The 19,172-nt window shown below is 70.7% G+C and carries 16 protein-coding genes and 1 pseudogene; 11 read left to right on the top strand and 6 right to left on the bottom strand.

Annotated features, from left to right (window positions below; translation table 11 throughout):
• Positions 1 to 118 precede the first annotated feature (118 nt).
• From AMK31_RS31950 to AMK31_RS31965, 4 genes are all read left to right on the top strand, one after another.
• The gene (locus tag AMK31_RS31950; RefSeq protein WP_073944238.1) at positions 119 to 913 is read left to right on the top strand and encodes an SDR family oxidoreductase; all 795 of its coding nucleotides are present in this window, start codon (positions 119 to 121) and stop codon (positions 911 to 913) included.
• 136 nt (positions 914 to 1,049) lie between these two features.
• Positions 1,050 to 2,468: a cytochrome ubiquinol oxidase subunit I gene (locus AMK31_RS31955; RefSeq protein WP_198948612.1), complete on the top strand. Its 1,419-nt coding sequence runs from the start codon at positions 1,050 to 1,052 to the stop codon at positions 2,466 to 2,468.
• A complete protein-coding gene (locus AMK31_RS31960) occupies positions 2,465 to 3,505 on the top strand; it encodes a cytochrome d ubiquinol oxidase subunit II (RefSeq protein ID WP_073944184.1) in 1,041 nt (346 codons plus the stop codon). The genes AMK31_RS31955 and AMK31_RS31960 overlap by 4 nt, the downstream gene beginning before the upstream one ends.
• Before the next feature lie 42 nt (positions 3,506 to 3,547).
• Entirely contained in the window at positions 3,548 to 5,323 is a 1,776-nt protein-coding gene (locus AMK31_RS31965; protein WP_073944185.1) for a cation:proton antiporter, read from the top strand.
• Positions 5,324 to 5,571: 248 nt separating this feature from the next.
• On the opposite strand, the gene AMK31_RS31970 is transcribed toward AMK31_RS31965, so the two are convergent.
• From AMK31_RS31970 to AMK31_RS31980, 3 genes and pseudogenes are all read right to left on the bottom strand, one after another.
• On the bottom strand, positions 5,572 to 7,437 hold the full coding sequence (locus AMK31_RS31970; RefSeq protein ID WP_073944239.1) for a serine/threonine protein kinase: 1,866 nt from the start codon (positions 7,435 to 7,437) through the stop codon (positions 5,572 to 5,574).
• Positions 7,438 to 7,500: 63 nt separating this feature from the next.
• Positions 7,501 to 7,764 (bottom strand): annotated as a pseudogene (locus tag AMK31_RS31975) (DoxX family protein); the annotation flags it as partial.
• A 131-nt stretch (positions 7,765 to 7,895) separates the two neighbouring features.
• Entirely contained in the window at positions 7,896 to 8,390 is a 495-nt protein-coding gene (locus tag AMK31_RS31980) for a cupin domain-containing protein (protein ID WP_198948608.1), read from the bottom strand.
• Between the two features lie 96 nt (positions 8,391 to 8,486).
• Between AMK31_RS31980 and AMK31_RS31985 the strand changes: the two genes are divergently transcribed.
• Positions 8,487 to 9,323 (top strand): LysR family transcriptional regulator, encoded by an 837-nt coding sequence (locus AMK31_RS31985; protein ID WP_073944187.1) that lies wholly within the window; start codon positions 8,487 to 8,489, stop codon positions 9,321 to 9,323.
• Positions 9,324 to 9,462: 139 nt separating this feature from the next.
• On the opposite strand, the gene AMK31_RS31990 is transcribed toward AMK31_RS31985, so the two are convergent.
• The 3 genes from AMK31_RS31990 to AMK31_RS32000 form a co-directional block, all read right to left on the bottom strand.
• The gene (locus AMK31_RS31990) at positions 9,463 to 9,687 is read right to left on the bottom strand and encodes a hypothetical protein (protein ID WP_073944188.1); all 225 of its coding nucleotides are present in this window, start codon (positions 9,685 to 9,687) and stop codon (positions 9,463 to 9,465) included.
• Positions 9,688 to 9,837: 150 nt separating this feature from the next.
• Positions 9,838 to 10,113 (bottom strand): hypothetical protein, encoded by a 276-nt coding sequence (locus AMK31_RS31995; RefSeq protein ID WP_073944189.1) that lies wholly within the window; start codon positions 10,111 to 10,113, stop codon positions 9,838 to 9,840.
• 883 nt (positions 10,114 to 10,996) lie between these two features.
• Positions 10,997 to 11,224 carry a hypothetical protein gene (locus AMK31_RS32000; RefSeq protein ID WP_073944190.1) on the bottom strand — a complete coding sequence of 76 codons (228 nt, stop codon included), beginning with the start codon at positions 11,222 to 11,224 and terminating at the stop codon, positions 10,997 to 10,999.
• Between the two features lie 620 nt (positions 11,225 to 11,844).
• On the opposite strand from AMK31_RS32000, the gene AMK31_RS40785 reads away from it, so the two are divergent.
• The 6 genes from AMK31_RS40785 to AMK31_RS32025 all read left to right on the top strand — a co-directional run bounded on the left by AMK31_RS40785 (position 11,845) and on the right by AMK31_RS32025 (position 19,159).
• Positions 11,845 to 12,012, top strand: coding sequence for a hypothetical protein (locus tag AMK31_RS40785; protein WP_158074565.1), 168 nt, complete (start codon positions 11,845 to 11,847; stop codon positions 12,010 to 12,012).
• A gap of 141 nt (positions 12,013 to 12,153) precedes the next feature.
• Positions 12,154 to 13,737, top strand: coding sequence for a radical SAM/SPASM domain-containing protein (locus tag AMK31_RS32005; protein WP_073944191.1), 1,584 nt, complete (start codon positions 12,154 to 12,156; stop codon positions 13,735 to 13,737).
• A gap of 138 nt (positions 13,738 to 13,875) precedes the next feature.
• Entirely contained in the window at positions 13,876 to 15,759 is a 1,884-nt protein-coding gene (locus AMK31_RS32010; RefSeq protein ID WP_241842789.1) for a carbamoyltransferase C-terminal domain-containing protein, read from the top strand.
• A 133-nt stretch (positions 15,760 to 15,892) separates the two neighbouring features.
• Positions 15,893 to 16,810 (top strand): phytanoyl-CoA dioxygenase family protein, encoded by a 918-nt coding sequence (locus AMK31_RS32015; RefSeq protein ID WP_073944193.1) that lies wholly within the window; start codon positions 15,893 to 15,895, stop codon positions 16,808 to 16,810.
• Positions 16,788 to 18,143, top strand: coding sequence for an MFS transporter (locus tag AMK31_RS32020; protein WP_073944194.1), 1,356 nt, complete (start codon positions 16,788 to 16,790; stop codon positions 18,141 to 18,143). The genes AMK31_RS32015 and AMK31_RS32020 overlap by 23 nt, the downstream gene beginning before the upstream one ends.
• A gap of 80 nt (positions 18,144 to 18,223) precedes the next feature.
• The gene (locus tag AMK31_RS32025; RefSeq protein WP_073944195.1) at positions 18,224 to 19,159 is read left to right on the top strand and encodes an NAD(P)/FAD-dependent oxidoreductase; all 936 of its coding nucleotides are present in this window, start codon (positions 18,224 to 18,226) and stop codon (positions 19,157 to 19,159) included.
• Positions 19,160 to 19,172 lie beyond the last annotated feature (13 nt).

Genomic DNA, 19,172 nt, shown 5'->3' on the forward strand with positions numbered 1-19,172 from the left:
GTGACCTGCGGGGACCCCTCGGCCGCCGCCCCGGCCGTGCAGGGCAGGGCAGCAGCAGAGGAGGCGGTCGGCAGTGAGTTCCACCGAGGGTGCACAGAACGGCCTGATTCCCGTCCACCTGCTCCGGGGCCAGAAGGCGCTGGTGACCGGGGCCAACTCAGGGATCGGCAAGGCCACGGCCATCGGGCTGGGCAAGGCGGGGGCGGACGTGGTCGTCAACTACGTGGCCGGCCGGGACGAGGCCGAGAAGGTCGTCGAGGAGATCACTTCGTTCGGTGTGCGGGCTGCCGCGTATGAAGCGGACGTGTCCGACGAGGACCAGGTCGTCGCCATGACGGAGCGGATGGTCGAGGAGTTCGGCACCATCGACATCCTGGTCGCCAACGCCGGCCTGCAACGGGACGCACCCTTCACGGACATGACGCTCGCCCAGTGGCGCAAGGTGCTCGACGTCAACCTCACCGGGCAGTTCCTCTGTGCCCGTGAGGCCACCAAGGAGTTCCTGCGCCGGGGCGTCGTCCCCGAGGTGTCACGCTCCGCCGGGAAGATCATCTGCATGAGCTCGGTGCACCAGCTCATCCCGTGGGCGGGCCACGTCAACTACGCCTCCTCCAAGGGCGGCGTGCAGATGATGATGGAGACCCTGGCCCAGGAACTCGCCCCGAAACGCATCCGCGTGAACGCCATCGCCCCCGGCGCCATCAGGACCCCCATCAACCGCAGCGCCTGGGAGACCCCGGACGCCGAGCGGGACCTTCTGCGGCTGATCCCGTACAACCGGGTCGGCGACCCGGAAGACATCGCTCACGCCGCGGTCGGCCTCGCCTCCGACCTCATGGACTACGTCGTCGGCACCACCCTCTACGTGGACGGGGGCATGACCCTGTTCCCCGGATTCGCCACCGGCGGCTGACCCAGCCGCCCGCGCAGTCGACGGTCGATGCTCGATGGTCGACGGCCGGCTTTCGGCTTTCGGCTTTCGGCGGAGACTATCCGGAGACACATTGCACACCGCGATTCACCTGCTGGCGGATGCGCCGGCGCAGATGATGCCGGCCAGATCGCTCATGGCCTTCACCCTCGCCTCCCACATCATTCTGGTGCCGTTGGGCGTGGCGCTGCCGCTGATCACGCTCATCATGCACGGCTACGGCCTGCGCAAGGGCGATGCGACGGCACTGCTGCTGGCGCGACGGTGGTCGGCCGTGATGGCGGTCCAGTTCGCGATCGGCGTCGTGACCGGCACGGTTCTGTCCTTCGAGTTCGGACTGCTGTGGCCCGGTCTGATGGGCCGATGGGGCGATGTGTTCGGGATCGGGTTCGGCGTGGAGGCCTGGGCCTTCTTCCTGGAAGCGGTCCTGATCGCCATCTACCTGTACGGCTGGCGCCGGCTCAAGCCCCGCACCCACTTCCTGCTCGGGCTCCCCCTCCCCGCTGCGGCGCTGCTCGGAGCCTTCGGCATCCTGGCCGCCAACTCCTGGATGAACACGCCACGGGGCTTCACCCTCGACGCCAAGGGCAACCCCACCGACGTGAACGTCTGGAAGGCGATCTTCACGCCCATGTTCGGGCCGCAGTACTGGCACTTCGTGGTGGCCATGCTGGTGACCGCCGGCTACGTCGTGGCCGGTGTATACGCCACCGGGTGGCTGCGCGGACGCCGGGACCGCTACCACCGCCTCGGCTTCACCGTGCCGTTCACCGTCGCCGCGGTCTTCACGCCCATTCAGTTCATGCTGGGCGACTCCATCGCCCGGCAGGTCTTCCACGAACAGCCCGTCAAGTTCGCCGCGATGGAGATCGTCTGGGAGACCGACACCCATGTGCCGGAGTACCTGTTCGGCCGCCTTCACCCGGACGGCACCATCTCCGGCGGGATCAAGATCCCGCAGCTCGACTCCATCCTGGCCGGCTTCCGACCCGACACCAAGGTGACCGGACTGACCTCCGTACCGGCCTCCGACCGGCCGAACGCCACCCAGGCGACCATCGTCCACTGGGCCTTCGACCTCATGGTCGGGATCGGCAGCCTGCTCGTGCTGCTGGCCCTTTGGTACGCCCTGATCTGGTGGCGCCGCCGTCGGCTGCCCGAGTCGAAGTGGTTCTACCGCGGCGCCGCGTGCGCGGGCGTCGCCTCCGTCGTCGCCGTCGAATGCGGCTGGATCACCACCGAGGTGGGACGCCAGCCGTGGATCGTCTACGAGAACATGCGCGTCGCCGAAGCCGTGACCTCCACCCGCTCCTACGCCCTGTGGATCATGTTCGCGCTCGTGATCGTCGTGTACGTGTTCATCTTCGGTTCGTTCCTCGTCGTACTCCTGAAGATGCGCACCCGCTGGCGCCTGGCCGATGCGCGAGCGGCGGCAGGGCTCCCTGCGGAGGGGCCGGAGACGGACACTCCGTACGGACCCCGGCCCACCGTCCCAGCCGGTGACTCCGGCGGCTCATCCGGAAGGACCGGGTCATGACGGCGGACGTCATCGCCGTAGTGCTGCTGCTGGCGATCACCGCGTACACCTGCGCGGGCGGCACCGACTTCGGGGCGGGCTTCTGGGACCTGACGGCCGGGGGAGCGGAGCGCGGCAAGCGGCCGCGATGGCTCATCGACCACGCGATGGCCCCCGTCTGGGAGGTCAACAACGTCTGGCTGATCTTCGTCCTGGTCATCATGTGGACCGGCTTCCCGGTGCTGTTCCAGACGGTCTTCTCCGCCATGTGGCTGCCGCTGGCCCTGGCCGCCGTGGGCATGGTCCTGCGCGGCGCCGGATTCGCCCTGCGCAAGCCCAGCCGCCGACTGGCGGGCCGGCGGCTGTACGGCGCCGTGTTCGCCGTCTCCTCCCTGCTGACCCCGTTCTTCCTCGGCGCCGCGGCGGGCGGCGTGGCCTCGGGTCGCGTGGCCCCCGGCACACCCGCGGAAGCCGACGCCTGGACCAATCCCACGTCCCTCCTCTTCGGTCTGCTCGCGATCGCGACCACGGCGTTCCTGGGTGCCGTGTTCCTGGCGGCGGACGCTCGCCGCTTCGACGCGCCGGATCTCGACGGCTACTTCCGGAGGCGCGCGTTCGGCGCTCTTGCCGCCGTGGCGGTGCTGGCCGTCGTGACGCTGTTCGTCACTCACGACGACGCGCCGCACGTGTGGCATGGGCTCACCCATGGCGCGGGTCTGGTCTTCGTCGTCCTGGCGGGAGTCGCCACGGTCGGCAGCGTGGGCCTGCTGCTGCGGAGCAGCGGAGCCTGGTCACGGCCGACGGCCGTCGCGGTCGTCGCGGCGGCGGTGATCGCCTGGGGGCTGGCCCAGCGTCCGTACCTGATCCCCACGTCGCTGACCGTGGCCGAGGGAGCGGGCGCTTCGAACACCCTCCAGTGGCTCGGGATCGTCACCATCGTGGCCTTGGTACTGGTCTTTCCCGCGGTCGCCTTCGTGTACTGGCTCGACACCCATGGCGAGCTCGAACCGCTCACCGATGCCGAACTGCGGCGCGGCGATGCCGGCAAACAGGAGTGATTCCCGGGTCTCACCCTCGCGTGGGACGGGGGCGCGGCCGCGGTGAACGAAGAGCAGATCCTGCTGGGCATCGGCCTGACCGTCGTGCTCGCGGTGGGCTCCCAGATCCTGGCGAGCCGCTTGCGTGTTCCTTCCCTGATCATCCTGCTGCCGGTCGGATTCACCGCGGGGGCCCTCACCGACGTCGTCCACCCCGACCAACTGGCGCCGGACTTCAACTCGCTGGTGTCGCTCGCGGTGGCGGTCATTCTCTACGACGCGGGGCTGGGCCTCGAGCTCCCTCACCTCAAGGGCGAGACGCGCAGCGTGGTGCTGCGGCTGATCGTCCTGGGGATCCCCATCACCTGGGGAGCGTGCCTGGGGCTGATCTTCGCGCTGTTCGACGTCCCGTTCACGGTGGCGGCGATGACCGGTGTGATCCTCGTGGTCTCCGGGCCGACCGTCGTCGGCCCGATCCTGGAGCACGTCAGACCCACGGATCGCCTGCGAAGGATCCTGACCTGGGAAGGTTCCTTGATCGACCCCGTCGGGGGCATTCTCGGTGCGGTCGTCTTCCACATCATCGTCCGGTCCCAGGAAAACCGTGAGTTCCGTTTCGGGATCTTCGTCGGCGGCATGGCCGTCGGGCTGATCGGCGGTGTGGTCGGCATCACGCTGCTGTGGCTGGCACTGCGGCGACTGCGGCTGGGCGGAACGCTCGGGACACTCGCGCAGTTGGCGAGCGTCGTCGCGGTCTCCGCCGGATGCGACATGGTCTTCGACGACACGGGCCTCATCGCGGCCATCGTCATGGGTATCGCGGTGGCGAACCTGCCCGGATTCGACATGCCGGCACGACGACCGTTCTTCGAGACCGTCGTCGAACTGACCATCGGTCTGCTGTTCATCTCGATCTCGGCCACGGTCGAGCCGAAGTCCGTCGCACCGGTGATCCTGCCCTCGCTCGCCCTCATCGCCGTGCTCGTCGTGGTGGTCAGACCGCTGGTGGCCCTCTGCGCGGCAGCCCGGACGGACCTCGGCTCCGGGGAACGCGGCTTCGTCGGGTGGATGGCGCCCCGCGGCATCGTCGCCGCCTGCACCGCCTCCACGTTCTCGACCTCGCTCGTCGACAAGGGAGTGCACGACGCCGACAAGATCCTCCCGATCACCTTCCTCGTCATCGTGGGGACGGTCCTGGTCTACGCGTTGACGGCAGGGCCCGTGGCCGCCAGGCTCGGCGTCGCCCGGTCGACGCGCACCCGGCCGCTGCTCGTCGGCGGAAGCTCCTGGGCGATCGATCTCGCGCGGGCGTTGCGCGCGGCGGGACTGGACGTGCTGATGTGGGCCGGTCCCGCGACGGAACGGGAGCGGATCATGGAATCGGACATCGAACTGGCCGCGGGAGAACTCTTCGCCGCGATCACCAACCCCCAAGCCATGCTGGAGGGGGTCACGGCAGTTCTCCTGCTCACCGACGACGACGACTTCAACGCGCTCGCCTCGGTGGTCATGCAGGACAGGGTCGAAGGCCCGGTCTATCGCGTCGCCCCACCGCCGGGCAGCCAGGGTGTCGTCGCCCCGTACACCGGCGGGCACGTCCTGTTCGGGCCCGATCTCGGCGGGCGCACGCTGACGTCCCGTCACGAACGAGGCGCCCGCTTCCGTGTGCAGTCGGCTGCCGAGGCGGTTCCGCCCGGACACGAGACCCTGTTCGTCGTCCGCGCCGAGGGCCTGCTCGAGCCAGTCACGGAAGGGCAGGCAGCCTCGTTCACGAGGGCGGACACCCTCGTCCTTCTAGGGCCGGCCGACACCGATGCGCTACCCGACCGGAGCACGTGAAGACCGTACTGACTCGCGACTCGACACCCGGCCCGGCCGGTCCGTCGCGCTGACGGTGTGAACCCGCATCGCGGCCTCGCCGTCACCTCTCCGAGGCCGCGGCCCGTCGGCTCGCGCGACGCCCGGGGCGACCTTTCGACGCCGGTCATGCTAGGCAACGCCCCGTGTCCGGAGGCGCCAGGTGCCGCCCCCGGTGATGCCGTGAGATGGCAAACCTCGACCCGCCTCGCCCCTGGCCGCGACGGCCCTCAGTCCTCCTGCTCGTTGGGCATCACCTTGGTCACCTTGCCCGTGTGGTCCGCCGTGAGATAGCCAGTCTGGCTGTGCTTGTTGGAGAGGTAGGCCGACATGCCCATCGGGTCGCCGAAGGTCGGGTCGGCTCCCTCCACCACCAGGTACCGCGTGGTGATGTCCTTCACGTTCAGTTCCCGCTCGGCCCGCTCGAACAGGGCGGGGACGGCGTCCCAGTCGAAGTCTTCGGCGCTGAACGGGCTCTCCACGGGGCTCACCGACCCGCTGATGATGCCCTTCTGCGCACCTTCCCCCGGCCGATAGGTCCAGGAGTCGTAACGGGTCTTGCTGCCGTCGACCATGACCTCGGCGGAGACGTACTCCGGGTAGACGACGAGGCGGCACATACGGTCCGTGCCCGTTTCGGCCTTGAGTGCCGCCACGGCGCTGCGGATGCCGTCCGGGGTCAGCAGGTCGGCCTCCGTCGCGCCCTCACCGGAGTCCGCCGCGTCTTCGGAGCCGTCGCTGCCCGCTGGGACACCGGCGGTGTCGGTCGGAGCGGGGGAGCGGGAGCCGGCGACGGGGTTCGGCGACTTCACGCCCTGGTCCTTCGCGTCGTCGCCGCCGTCAGGAAGGAGCGTCCACACCAACACCCCGACGAGCACCGTGGAGACGATCGAGGAACCGACGGCGGCACGGCGGATCCGCCGCCGCATCCGCGCCTCGCGGTCTCCCTGGCCGACGACCGTTACCGAACCTGGCAGCGGGTGGTGCTGCGGCTGCCCGAGCGGCGGGGTGTCGCGGACGGAGTGCGCGCTCGGGAAGGGCGGGTTCGGCGTGTGCTGCGCGTGCGGCGCGTATGGAGAGGACTGCGACGACGACTCCGGGGGAGCTGTCGGTGTCGGGGCGGTGTGGGGAAGCGAACCGGAGGACGGTGCCGCGCCAGCCGTAACCGGGCCGGCGGGTCTCCGCGCCGACGCGTCCGGCGGGGCCAGACGGAATGAGGTCGTGCCGGTGCGATCGGCTGCCGAGTCCGGCGTCGGTCCCTCTGCCGCCTCGGCGAGCATGGCGTCCACGGTGGCTGCGTCCGGTCGCCGAGCCGGGTCCTTCGTCAACGCCGCGTCGAGGAGGGGCCCGAGAACTCCTGCCTGCCGGGGCGGCGGCAGTTCCTCGTTCAGGACGGCCGCCAGCGTGGCCAGCGTACTTCCTCTGCGAAGCGGGTGGTGGCCTTCGACGGCCACGTACAGCATCATCGCGAGCGACCACAGGTCGGATTCCGGGCCGCCCTCGCCACCGGAGACGCGCTCCGGGGCCATGTAGTCAGGCGTGCCGATGATGGAACCGGTGGCGGTCAGAACGGTCGACTCGCGGATCGCGGCGATGCCGAAGTCGGTGAGCACGGGACGCCCGTCGGTACGCAGCAGCACGTTCGCGGGCTTGACGTCCCGGTGCTGGATTCCGACCGCATGCGCGGCGCGCAGCGCGCCAAGCACCTCGCGGCTCAGCCGGGCCACCTCCCGCGGCTCCATCGGGCCGCGGGCGAGGCGGTCGGCGAGGGAACCTCCGGTGACCAGCTCCATGACGAGCCATGGGTACGGGTACCCGGCGCCGTCCACCACATGATGGATGGTGACGACGTTCGGGTGCTCGACGCGGGCCAGCGCCCGGGCCTCGCGCAGCACCCGGGCACGCAGAAGCGCCGCGGCCTCCGGGTCGTACTCGGCGAGCCCCGGGTCGGGCGGACGCACCTCCTTCAACGCGACGGCGCGATCCAGTACGACGTCGCGCGCCCGCCACACCGTGCCCATGCCGCCACCGCCGAGCCGCGCCTCCAGCTCGAACCGGCCGTCGATCACCCGTCTGCCGGGCTCCCCCTCGTTCATGGCGTGGAGCATACGAGAACGGAGTGACGGCGAACGCAGCACCTCGCTCATCGCACGTCATCGCACGTCGCCGGTCTGCGGGAGTACGAAGCCGATGGCCGCGGCCGGTGCCAGCGAGGGGGCGATGCCGGTCAGCGGCGGCAGGATCAGGCCGGTCGCGCCGAGTATTTCGACCGCTCCCAGCGCCCTGAGGGCGGACAAGGGCACGCGGTCGACCCAGGCCATCATCGGTCGGAGCTGATCGCGGCTGCGGATCAGCTTCAGCGTGCCTGCGTAGAAGTAGAAGAGCGCGAGCAGTCCCGCAACGATCCAATAGGCGATGTTCATCGTTGCCCGTTCATGGTTCCCGTGCACGGGCCACCGGTTCACGGGCCACCGGTTCACCGGGACGGGTCGATTGCGTCGCTTGCCAGAAGAGCCCTGGTGAAGGCCCGGTCCGTGTCGCGCGCGCCTTCGGTTCAGTCGTGGTCGGTGGCGGGCTCGGTCGCGTAGCGGCGCATCACGTCGACGTTGGCTTGCGGCGTCAACGGCCGGCCGTCGGTGAGCACCTCCTGGAGGTCTCGGAAGTACTGCACGTACAGGTCGGGGGTGAATGTGCTGAGCATGACGGCGGGTTGGTCGGTCGGGTTGGCGAAGGTGTGCGGGGTACCGGGCGGAACCACCACGAGCGTGCCCGTGGTGGCGTCGTAGTCCTCGTCCCCGACGGTGAACCGCACGGTGCCTGAGAGGACGTAGAAGCCCTCGTCATGCCGGGCATGACGGTGCTGCGGCGGCCCCTGGGTGTGCGGGGCGAGGACGGACTCGGTGATCGCGAGACGGTGCCCGGTGTGGCTGCCGTCCTCCAGAACGCGCATGTGCGTGGTGCCCAGAGCGATCGTCTCGCCGTCGCCGGGACCCACCACCGATACAGCTGGGTCGGTCTGCGGCTCGCTTGTCTTCGCTTCTTCGTTCATGCCCACGAGTGCACCGCCGGGGACCTCCCGGTGTCCAAGACCCATCCCGCGGCGCCGATACCTCGTGGGTAATGTTGCAGCGTGGAGCTACGGACCTTGCGGTACTTCGTGGCCGTCGCCGAGGAACTCCATTTCGGCCGGGCCGCCACCCGACTGCACATGAGCCAGCCGCCGCTGAGCCGGGCGATCAAGCAGTTGGAGGCCGATGTCGGGGCCCAGCTGTTCACCCGCTCGCCTACGGGGGTCACGCTCACCGCGGTGGGCTCTGTGCTGCTCGACGAGGCGCGAGCCCTGCTCGGCCACGCCGACCGCGTCCGGGTACGCGTGAGCGCGGCCGCCGGCGTCACGACCCTCACCATCGGCATCCTGGGCGACGGCACCGACCCGGGAACGGCCAGGCTGGCCGCCGCCTACCGCCGACGCCACCCCGGCATCGACATCCACATCCGCGACACCGATCTGACCGACCCGACCTGCGGGTTGCGCGCCGGACTGGTCGACGTCGCGCTGACGCGAGCGCCGTTCGACGAGACTGCCCTGACGGTGCGTCCACTGCGGACCGACCCGGTCGGCGTGGTCCTGCGCGCAGACGATCCGCTGGCCCGCCGCGACGAACTGCGGCCGGCCGAACTGAGCGACCGCCGCTGGTTCCAGTTTCCCCAGGGCACCGACCCCATCTGGCAGTCGTACTGGAACGCCGGCAGGCCGCGCGAGGGCCCAGTGGTGCGCGCCGTCCAGGAATGCCTGCAGGCCGTACTGTGGAACGGCACGGTCGGCCTGGCCCCGCTCGGACACGACCTGCCCGCGGAGCTGGCCGCGGTGCCGCTGAACGACATGCCGCCGAGCCAGGTGGTGGCGGTGTGGAACGAGGGTGACACCAACCCGTTGATCCGGTCCTTCATCGAGATCGCGACAGCTGCGTACGGTCACTGAGCACCGGCGGCCGGCGCTGCACTGCCGCGATCCTCGGCCGCCGGGCCGCTTCCCCACCCCCTTCCCGGGCAGCCCGGCACCCAGACCCACGGCGCCGGGTGCACCGGCCGGGCTTGTTGCCCAGCCGTGCGCCGACCGGTCAAGTGATCGCCTGCGTGGTCCCGTCAGGCAGCGCGCAGGTGTAGCCGGCGTAGGGGCGTGCAATGACCTGTCCGCCGGCAGCCGTGCAGTCGTCTCTGGAGATGCTCGGAGACGAGACGGCCCCGGCGCTGACGGCGCCGACAGCGCTCACAGTGCCGACGGCGCTCACACCGGCAAGGGTTGCCGCGGCCAGGACGAGGCCCAGGATTCTTCGCATGCGCATGGCTTCCTCCTCCTCTCAGGCGCCTTCGTTCGGCCTTCGGGAAGGACAAGCCTCAAGACGACGGCGCCCTCATACTCAGCATGGGCGCTCCGAATGAGGCCCGCGAGGCGAGGCTGGGCGCCACCGTGAGCGGCTGCCGCACGCGCTCCTCTAACGCGGTTCGTGGGCCGCCGCCCGGCAGGCCCCGGTCGCGGCGCCGCCCGCCACTCCGGCCCCGGTCAGTCCGGTCACACAACCCTGCAGGTCTCCGACCACGCCACGGCTGCAGGCCGCTGTGACGGCGGCGGAATCGGTGGCACCGGCCAGCTCGGCCATCTGTGTGCAGGCGGGGATGTCCGCCCGGACCGCGGGAGCGGCGAGGACCACACCGCCCAGGGTGAGGGTCAGGCCGGTGAGGGCACCGGCGATACGGATCGACGTGCGCATGGGACGCACCTGCCTTCCGGGTTGGTCGCGCGGTCCTGGTCAGGGTGGGCCGGATCCACGCGGCAAGGCCCACTCGGACCTCCACTCACGGGCCCCTCACTCCAGCGTTGCATCCTCTCCCTCGCCCGTCCTGGGCACCCGAGGGACGGCCGCGCTGAGTAACTGCGATTACGCGAAGCGCGGTAGCCGGCCCGTCCGGCCGACCAGGTGGACGGCCGGCCCAGCGTCCCCCCGACCTGTCCCCTGCACACCGGCGGAGACGGTCCACCACGGGACCCGGCGGGATCGACGTCGAGACCACCGCTGAGCTTCCGCCGGTAGGCCTCGCGCTGGCTCCGGGGCTGTTCGAGGGAAACAGTGGACAGTGCCGCGTGCCGAGTGATCTCCCAACGCCTACGCCGCAACCCTGTCCCTAGGCACATCAGCTATTGGTACCAGGGAAGAAAGGCGGTCGAGTGAAGCTCACCAAGCGGTTGGCCACGATCAGCACCGCTGCGACGGCAGCGGCCCTCCTCAGCGCCGGTGGCGCCCAGGCTCAAGACGACGGGGGACTCCTCTCACTTGTGGGTAACTCGCCTCTCCTCCAGGTCTGTTACCCAATGGGACAGGTCGGACAAGGGAACTCCTTCACCGGCACTCAGAACATCAACTGCAGCCAGAACACTGAGGTGACGTCACCCACGAACGGCAATGGAGGCGGTGTGACGGGGGCCGAAGTCGCCATCGGGGAAACCCGCGTTGCCCCTGGCACCTCCGGAACTGCCATCGCGACCTGCCCAGAAGGCAAAGTCGCCACTGGGGGAGGCTTCGGCAGAGCGGGAGGCCCCCCTGTCCGCTACACCTCCTCGTTCCCCCTCGTGGAGGACTTCGACACACCCCCAACTCAATGGGCGGTCAACGCTGACAACGAGAACCCGCCCGGGTCCGAGGTGTCCAGGTACTGGGCGTACGCGGTTTGCGTCGACGCCGCCGAGTAAGCGGATTGTGACGCCAGCCCGAGCCAGAACTGGACGCTGCCGTCGACGGCGACCGACATGCGCTGCTCGCGCCGTACCTCCTGGCCGTCGTCCGCCTGGTCGAGCCGGGCAGCGCCACCGTCGACACACGCCATCGCCGAGTCGCTGTACGCCGAGTTCCGCGAACCCCGTAGGCGCCGCCCCTGCTGCTGTCCCGGGTGCTGGTCACCGAGGCGATGACCCAATCCTTCGCCAACACCCCCGTCGACGTGCAACGCGACGCGGGGACGCCGCACCGCCGGCGGTCGTCCTGGCCCGCGTCCTGCGCAACCTGGTGCAGTCCGACCCCGAACTGCACCAGGAACCGGCGCCTGTGGCAAGAACTGCCCAGTCGCACACCTGGGCAGCCGACGCAGTACGACGCGGTCACCCTGGACACCCCACTCACCTCCATCTGACGGCACGTCGCCCGCCCCCGGCCCGTCGTAGACCGCACCGACGGAGTAGACCCTCCCCCCACCCTTGGCCGGAATCAGTACCGCCCCCGCGCATTCAGATGGATTTCCACGCCGCCCCCGCCGGTCCGGATCAAGCAGATATCGCAGGCGAATCGGCAGACGAGAAAGCTGCACACCGACTACCGATAGATCAATTCCTCCCTGAGGATGAACGACAAACACGCCTTCTCAACGGTGTCCGATAGCAGCGCTATTCGACTCGGTTTCCTTCTGCTTCAGTGAGACGCGTTGTGTGACGCACCTATGGAGGAGGCCACATGGCCGAAGTCAAGAAGGTCGCCCGTCCCGCGGTCACCGCGTCGTCCCGTCCCTGCGCTTTCGTCTCGCCGGACAAGGGCAACGCTCCGACCATCACGCCCGCCCGCAAGCAGGCTGAGGTCGTCTCGGCCCCCGCTGAGCAGCGGAAAGAGTGTGCGTCGGCCTAAGGGCTGAGGCTCCCCGGGGCCCGCCCGCAGGCCGGGCAGGCCCCGGTCTGTGCGCTGCCGCGCGCCGCGCTCCGTCGAGGGCCCACCAGCGCGCCGTACGTCCGCATCGGAAGTCGTGAGACGCAGGGAGAAAACTCAGCCATGCAGAATTCCGTCTACCAGTCCTCGCGCTACGTCCGTACCCTGCGCGCCGCGGGCGACCGCGATTTCACGTCATTCGGAGGCCGGCTCGCTTCCTACGAGGGCGACGACCGAACCATGGCCTTTCATTCACTCTTCGGAAATGCCCGGCTGATCGACCGGGACATCGTCGAACTCCTCAAGGACGCCTCCCAGGGCATCAGCTGGGAGCGCCTGCGCGAGCGGGTCGACGAGGACTCGCTGCGCGACCTCGTCGAGGCCCGTTTCCTGGTCGAGGCAGGTCACGACGAGGCCCGGGAGATCGACAGCCTGCTGGCGAGCCGGCAGGACGCGCTCAGCAGCGGTGTGTTCCACTCCTCCATCCAGCTCGTGCTCACCAACGCCTGCAACTTCTCCTGTCAGGGCTGCTTCGCGTACAACTTCGACGGCGGCGTCGAGGAGCGCAACACCTCCGGCGAGTCGGTGAAACCCGGCCCGGTCCTGGTCGAACTGCGCCGCTCCCGCGAGGACGCCGGCCCCGTCCGCCAGGACTCGGGCCCCACCCTCGCCAAGGGCGACTGGAACCACGGCTCGGACACCGGCCGCAACCCCTCGATGCACATGTCGCGCGAGGTCGCCGAGAAGACCATCCAGGAGGCCATCGACCTGCGCAAGGCCAACGGCGGCGGCCATCTGACGGTGTCGTTCTTCGGCGGCGAGCCCACCCTGGCACGCGGCACCATCCTGCACGTGCTGCGCACCTTCGGCGACAGCCACGACGGCGTCACCCTCTCCTACGACCTCACCAGCAACGGCTCCCGCATCGACGACGAACTGCTGGCGGCGCTCGCCAGGCACCGCGTCGACACCACCGTGTCCATCGACTACCTGGTCCCCGAGACCGGCGAGTTCCGCGGCGGCCAGCAGCAGCGCACCCCGTGGGCCGTGGTCCGCAAGGCGATCCTCGACATGAAGGCCGCGGGCGTCCCGGTCAGCATCACCACCGTGCTGTCCCAGTACACCTGGGACAAGTGGGGCACCCCGCTCATCGACTTCGTCGCCGAGGCCGGCCTGGACAGCCTCGACGTCATCGTGTCGTTCCAGGCCAAGGAGTTCTTCGACCGGCACAGCCCGCACGAGGTGGCGCAGCGGCTGCTGGCCGCCGTCGACTACGGGCGCGAACGCGGCGTACAGCTCAGCGGCTACTGGTACCAGACCTTCCAGATGATCATCGACGAGGCCAAGTGGGCCGAGCAGGCCGACTACAAGACCTGCCCGGCGGTCGGCCGCCAGCTGTCCATCGAACCCAACGGCAGCGTCTTCGCCTGCAAGGCCACCGCCCGCAAACTGGGCACCATCGACGACTGGCGCGGCATCTTCACCTCACCCGCCTACCAGGACTACGGCATGCGGGCCTACACCAACGGCCCCGGCTGCCAGGGCTGCGAACTCCAGGGCACCTGCTCGGGCGGCTCCGCCGGAGCGCTGGAGGAGGAGAACGGCTCGATCCAGGTCATGTCGCCCGGCTACTGCGCCTACATGCGCGAGGTCGTCCAGGGCCTGCTGGAGCGCCACCACGCCCACAGCCTCGCCGGCCTCTCCTGACCCGGGTTCCCCGACGTTCCGCACCGGCCCGCCCCGCGCGGGGCATCCGCACCGGCCCGCCCCCCGCGCGAGGCGGGCCATCGAGCCACGACCCGGAACCGCCGCGCCGGTCCGGGCCCAGGAAGGGTGACTGGTTCCTTGGCAACCATCGGTATGCACTTCGGTCATGACGCGGGCGCAGCGCTCACCGACGCGGCCGGCTACCGCGTCATCGAGGCCGAACGCCGCCTCGGACTGCGCCATGTCTGCGGCGGCAACGGCGGCTTCCCGCAGGCCGCCGCCGAGTGGCTGGCGGAGCTGCGGCAGCGGGCGGCGAGCCCGGTCACCCGGATTGCCGTGGCCGACTGGTACACACCGATGTGCCAGGTGCTGCCCCCCGCACTGGTCGAACTCGTCAACGACGACGCCCGCTGGACGGCCACCGGCGGCACGGGCCTCGCCGACGCGGTCACCCGCGTCATCAAACCCCTCGACTGGCCCCTGGCCGCGGGATTCGGCGACATCACCCTGACCGCCGTACGCCACCACTACGCGCACGCCGCCCTCGCCTACTACACCTCCGGTGCCCGCAAGGCCCTGGTGCTGGCCCTGGACGGGACCGGCAACTACGCCGAGTGCGGCATGGTGTGCCTCGGCGACGGCGACCAGCTCACCCCGGTGATGTCCTTCACCAACCGCACCGGACCGCGCTTCGGCCTGGTCTACGAGGCACTCGCCCGGCGCGTCCACGGCAGCCAGTTCGACACGGGCAAGCTGCTCGGGCTGACGGCCACCGGGGAGACCGACGGCTCGCTGCTGCCGGTGCTGCGCGCCATGCTCGTCCCGCAGTCCACCCGGCGCGCCTCACCCGACCTGTATGAACGGCTCGACGAGGACCACCTGACCGGCACCGCGCTGCGCTACGCCGACTCCTGGTGGGAGTACGACCCGGACAGCGGCGGATATCTGGACGCGGGCCTCGCCGACTCATCGGACGACGACGTCGTGCACTCCTTCGGCTCCGTCTTCCCCGACGAGATCCGCACCGCGGACGGCCGCACCGTCCAGGTCGGGACCTCCCCCGACGAGCGGGTGTGCAGGGACCTCGCGGCCACCCTGCAGACCGCCGTGGAGCACGACCTGATCCGGCTGGTCACCGGCATCAGCCGACGGTTCCCCAGCTACACCACCCTCTGCTACGCGGGCGGCTGCGCCCTCAACATCACCGCCAACAGCCGTCTCGCCGAGTGCGGCCAGTTCACCCGGGTGTCCGTCCCCACCTGCTGCGACGACTCGGGGATCGCGCTGGGCGCCGCCCTGGCCGTCGCCGACCCCGCCGACCGCCCCGCCCTGACGGGCCGCTCGGACTGGGCGTCCCTCGCCTACGCCGGACCGCCACTGGAGGGCCTGGACGCGGAGGACGGCCACCCCCCGGTGCCGCTCGACGACCTGCCCCGGCGCCTCGCCGGCCTCGGACTGACCGCGCGCCGCCCGGCCGACGACGAGGACTTCCTCCAGAGCGTCGCCGACCTGCTGGCCGACCGGCGGTGCGTGGCCTGGCTGGAGGGCGGACTGGAGACCGGACCACGGGCCCTGGGCCACCGCTCCCTGCTCGTCTCCGCCCACTGGAACGGCGCCCGCCGGTACGTTTCCCAGACGATCAAACACCGCGAGTGGTTCCGGCCGGTCGCGCCGATCTGCCCCGAGGAACTGGCCGACCAGTACTTCACCGGGCCCCTCGACCACACCGAGACCATGCTGTTCGCGGTGCGCGTGCGGCCCGACCGGGCCCGGCGGCTCGCCGAGGCACGGCACATCGACGGCACGGCCCGCCTGCAGACCGTACGGCCCGACACCCAGCCCCTGCTGCACCGGCTGTGCCACGCGCTCGCCGCCCGCACACAGCTGCCCGTACTCATCAACACCAGCGCCAACGGGGGCGGCCGCCCCATCCTCAACCACCTGGACGAGGCACTGGAGTTGCTCACCGAGACCGAACTGGACGCCGTGGCGCTGCCCGAACACCGCCTCATCATCCAGTGATTCCAGATCCAGTGCTCCGAGATCCAGTGATCCGCAACCAGCGGTCCGCATCCAGTGGTCCGCACCGAGTGATCACGCCATACGCCGCCGTCCACCACCCGAACCCGCTCCCCGCCCGCACAGGAGAGTGCCCGTGGCCGCCACCCAACTGCGAGACATCCACAAGACGGAACCGCTGCGCGTCCTGTCCCCCGCGGACTGGGACCACTGGACCAGCCGAGGCTATGTGATCGTCCGTCAGGCCGTGGCGCCCGAGACCGTCACCGCCCTCACCGAGGCCCTGTACGCCTTCCTCGACATGCGCCCCGACGACCCCGCCACCTGGACCTCCCCGCACACCGGCAACGACCGCCTGCCGGGCCACAGCGGGCTGGTCGAGATGTACAACCACCAGGCACAGTGGGACGTCCGCCAGACCCCGCGGGTGTACGAGGCCTTCGCCGACATCTGGGACCGCCCCGACCTGTGGGTCACCATCGACTTCGCCAACGTCAACCCGCCCAACCGGGGACCTCGAGCCTTCGACGGGTTCATCCACTGGGACGTGGACACCTCCACCGACCCGCTCCCCGTCAGCTGCCAGGCCGTGCTCTCGCTGACCCACGGCGACGAGGAGATCGGCGGCTTCCAGTGCGTCCCGGAGATCTTCACCGACTGGGAGAAGTGGGTCGGCGGCCAGCCCGCCGACCGCGACCCCTTCACCCCCGACATCACCGGCTACCGGATCACCACCCCGGAGGTCGCACCCGGTGACCTGATCATCTTCAACAGTCTGCTGCCGCACGGCGTGCACCCCAACGTCTCCGCCGACCGGGTGCGCATGGCGCAGTACCTGACCATGGCGCCCGCCTGGGAGGAGCACACGGAACTGCGGCAGAACCGGGTGCGGTTCTGGCAGGACCGCGTCCCGCCCCATCCTCCCGAGGGCGGGGTGCGCAAGGCCGAGGCCGACCTGTACGGGCCGGCGAGACTGACCGACCTGGGCGAACGGCTGCTGGGCCTGCGCACGTGGAGCGAGGGGGGCGTTGTTGGGCAGCACCGCCCGCTCTAGAACCCGGCCGGCCGGCCGGGCCGACCTGGGCCGCCCGTTCCGCTGGCTGTGGGCGTCGGCGGCCGCCTCCAACGCCGGTGACGGCATCACCCGTACGCTGCTGCCGCTGCTGGTGGTCGCGCACCACCCCGACCCGGCGGCGGTCGCCGGGCTGACCGCCGTCAACATGCTGCCCTGGCTGCTGTTCGCGCTCCCCGCGGGCGTGCTCGTGGACCGCGCGGACCGGCGGCGGATCGTGCTGGGCAGCAACCTGGTCCGCGCGGCCGCCCTGCTGGGCGCGGCCCTGGTGCTCGCCGACGACGGCCCGCTGGCCGCCCTGTACGCGCTGGCGTTCGTGCTCGGCATCGCCGAGACCCTTGCCGACACCGCCGCCCCCGCGATGCTGCCGCGCCTGGTCGACGAGCGGCACCTGGAGCGCGCCAACGGCCGGCTGTCGGCGGCGCAGATCGTGCTCAACGAGACGATCGGACCGCCGGTCGCCGGCCTGCTCATGGGCCTGACCGCCGCCGTGGCGCTGGCCACCGGCGGGGCGCTGTACGCGGTGGCAGCGCTGCTGCTGCTCGGCCTAGCCCCGCTCGCCCGCACACCCCACGAGCCGGGACAGGGCGAGCCGACACCGGGCGAGCAGGCATCCCGCAAGCCGACACCGGGCGAGCAGGCACCCCACGAGCCGGCATCGGACGAACGGGCAGGCGGAGTGCTCGGCGACATCCGGGCGGGACTCCGCTTCGTCCTCGGCCATCGCCCCCTGCGGCTCACCCTGGCCGCCAGCGCCCTGTACGGCGTCGTGTTCTCTGCCGCCTTCTCCATGCTGGTGCTGTTCAGCGCCCGCACCCTGGGGCTGGGCGAGACCGGTTACGGACTGCTGCTGACCGCCGGTTCGCTGGGCGCGGTCGCCGGCAGCTGGCTGGCCCCCCGGGCCGCCGACCGGCTGCCCACCGTCCGGCTGGCCCGCTGGTCCCTGGCCGCGTCCGGGGCCGCGTACGTCGCGCTGGGCCTGAGCCGCCACCCGGTCCCGGCCGCGCTGGCGCTCGCCGCGAACGGCGTCTTCATGATGGGCTGGAACATCCCCGTGATGTCGCTGCGCCAGCGGCTCACACCCGAGGACCTGCAGGGCCGGGTGATGAGCGTGTCCCGGCTGTGCGCGTGGGGCGGCATGCCGGTCGGCGCCACACTCGGCGGACTCCTCGCCGCGGCCGTCTCCGTCCCGGCGGTGTTCCTCGTGGGCGGGGCCGTCCTGTCCGCGGGCGCGCTGCTGCTGCTCGCGCCCCTGCGCGACGACCGCGCTCCCGACCCCGGCCCGCCGAAGCACGGTGACCTTCCCGACAAGTGACGTTCCCGACGAGTGACTCTCCCGACAAGTGACTCTCCCGACAACCCGATACAAGTGACCTTCCTGACAAGAGGTGACCCTTGGACGCACAGCTCTACGACACGGTGATCGTCGGAGGCGGCCCGGCCGGCCTCAACGGAGCTCTCTACCTGGGCCGTTCACGCCGCCGAGTCCTGCTGATCGACTCGGGTGACGCCCGCAACATGGCGGCGGGCGTCATGCACAACGTCCTCACCAACGACGGGGCGACCATCGCCGACTTCCGCGCCCGCTCCCGCGCCCAGCTCACCGCGTACGACGTGACGTTCCGCGACGACGAGGTCGTGTCGGCCGAGAGCGACGGCGACCACGTGGTGGTCACCACCAAGGAGTCCGGCACCTTCCGCGCCCGCACCCTGCTGTACGCGGCCGGAGTGCGCTCGGTCCTGCCGCCCGTCCCGGGCCTGGCGGACCTCTGGGGCAGCTCGGTCTTCGAATGCCCGTACTGCCACGCCTGGGAGGTCCGTGAACGCAGCTACGCCGTCTACGGAGGGACCGTGCCCAGCGAATGCCTGGCCTCGACCCTGACGGTGTGGTCCGACGACATCACCTACCTCACCGACCGGCGGGAGCTGCCCCAGGACGAGCGGGACCGGCTCACCGCGGCCGGCGTACCCGTCCGCACCGAGGGCGTCAGCGAGCTGAAGCCGCACCCCGAGGGCGTCGAGGTCGTCTTCGAGGACGGCCGTTCCACCGCCTACGGCGCCCTGTTCCTGCACCTGGACATCGAACCCCGGGTGGACCCGCTGCGCCCCTGGCTCCAGGCGCCGGACCTGGAGTCCGTACAGACCGACGACCGCGGCCGCACCAGCCTGCCCCGCCTCTACGTCGCCGGAGACCTCGGCCGGAACATGCAGCAGGCCGCCATGGCAGCGGCCAGCGGAGGCCTCGCCGCCATGGCCATCAACGCCGACCTGATCCGGGAGGACCGCCCCGGCTCCCTGCCCGAGCCACCGCCCCCCACCCCGGCCCGCTGAGCAGACGCACCCC

This window comes from Streptomyces sp. TSRI0107, assembly GCF_001905845.1.
Lineage (GTDB): Bacteria > Actinomycetota > Actinomycetes > Streptomycetales > Streptomycetaceae > Streptomyces.